General features: G+C 33.6%; 1 protein-coding gene. It reads right to left on the bottom strand.

The genetic code is table 11. The features are described 5' to 3' along the window. Nucleotides 1-180: 180 nt before the first annotated feature. Nucleotides 181-1,560, bottom strand: a complete 1,380-nt coding sequence (locus F6K13_RS31575; protein ID WP_124143471.1) for an ABC transporter ATP-binding protein — start codon at nucleotides 1,558-1,560, stop codon at nucleotides 181-183. Between the last annotated feature and the right edge of the window lie 223 nt (nucleotides 1,561-1,783).

Below are 1,783 nucleotides of genomic sequence, written 5' to 3'. Positions count from 1 at the left end.
AAATATCCTAGCTATTTGTAGCAAAAATTTATCAATTTGGTATAACTCCTTTTCTTCTCAGTTATATAGGATTTCTCAGTAAGCGTGAGGTACACTTTTATCTTTACTTCACTATTGCCTTTTGCCTGTTGCCTGTTGCCTAAAACAAACGAATTTTGTACCTTACCAGCATGGTAATTGCTATATAAATGTCATATTTCTAATCTTTAAACTAGGTTCTATTAAAAAGTCAACTACTCCCGTACCACATGAATCACTACAATGCTGCACTCTAAACATAGCAATATCAATACAACGAGATAAATAAGTTAGATGGTCGCCTGCCATACCAACAACTCCAGCATTTAAAAAATATACCCCAGGATTTAGCAAACATTTAAACTTAAATTTAACTATAACTTTCTGCTGTGCTTCTACATATTCTACTGATTTAGTATAACCGTGTAATGATGCTCCACCTAAGTCAAATCCACTCAGAGTTTTAATCAACATTCCAAACCTAACTTTAGATGTAGAGTTAATAAATTTTACTGTATATGTATAGTAATATTCTCGACGATTAATTAAATGATTTACCCTCTTACCATCCAAAGTAATAATATGAGGGTCAATAATTTCCGACCCTTTATTAGGATAATGTATCGTATTTGAAGGTATCATTTCCGGGTCATAAATTTCTTCATATTCTGTTGATTCTGAAATTTTATTTTCACTACTTTGTTCTGATTGAGATGATTGTTCATCTGTTTCTTCATCATCCAAGAAATCCTTAACTGTTAAATTAGGAATCTGACGAATTTCTTCCCTAATTGATGGAATTTTATCAGGAAAAGCATAAATTAATTTCTGATATTTAGATACCACATATTTAGGAGCATGATAAAGCAACATTTCACCATGATCCATCAAAATTGCTGAATCACAAAGTTGTACAACTGTTGAAGCAGCATGAGATACAAATAAAATTGTTCCACCCCTTTCTTGAATGTCTTGAATACGAGCAAAACACTTTCTCTGAAATGCTTCATCTCCCACCGAAAGTGCCTCATCAACTACTAGGATATCTGGGTCAACACTTGTCGCCACAGCAAATCCCAACCTAATAAACATTCCACTAGAATAAGTCTTTACAGGCTCGTCAATAAAATCTCCAATATCGGCAAAACTAGCAATTTTATCAAATTTTTCTTCTATTTCTGATAGTTTTAATCCTAATAATTGACCGTTAAAAAAAACATTTTGCCTACCTGTAAACTCTGGATTAAATCCACTCCCAAGTTCCAACAGTGCAGAAACTCTACCTTGAACTTTTACCGTACCAGTTGTCGGTGTAAGAGTACCAACAATTATTTGTAGAAGAGTACTTTTTCCCGAACCATTCCGCCCCACAATTCCTAAAGTATGCCCTCTTTCTATTTCTATATTTATATTTTGCACTGCCCAAAATTCATCAGCACGACTTTTTCCTGGGAATAGAATTTCTTTTAAACGGTCTACCGGATGCCGATATCGTTTAAAGCATTTAGAAACATTTTGCAGTGAAATTACAGTTTCAGCCATGAATTTTCTGGGAAATATTAATCTTTATTGATAAATGTTTGCTACAAATACCTAAGGTATTTCTTAGGAGTCAGGAGTCAGGAGTTGGGAGTTGGGAGTTGGGAGTTGGGAGTTGGGAGCTAGGATTCGTATGGGAATGGTTTTAATACCAGTTTTTAGTTATATATTCTCTTTTTTCTCAAAAGAACATCTCCTGTAAAATATTTTAATCTTACTTATTATT

Source organism: Okeania sp. SIO2B9, from assembly GCF_010672505.1.
In the GTDB taxonomy this organism is placed as follows: domain Bacteria; phylum Cyanobacteriota; class Cyanobacteriia; order Cyanobacteriales; family Microcoleaceae; genus Okeania; species Okeania hirsuta.
Note: the sequence above shows the minus strand (reverse complement) of the source record. Positions and strands in the feature narration are given on the sequence as shown.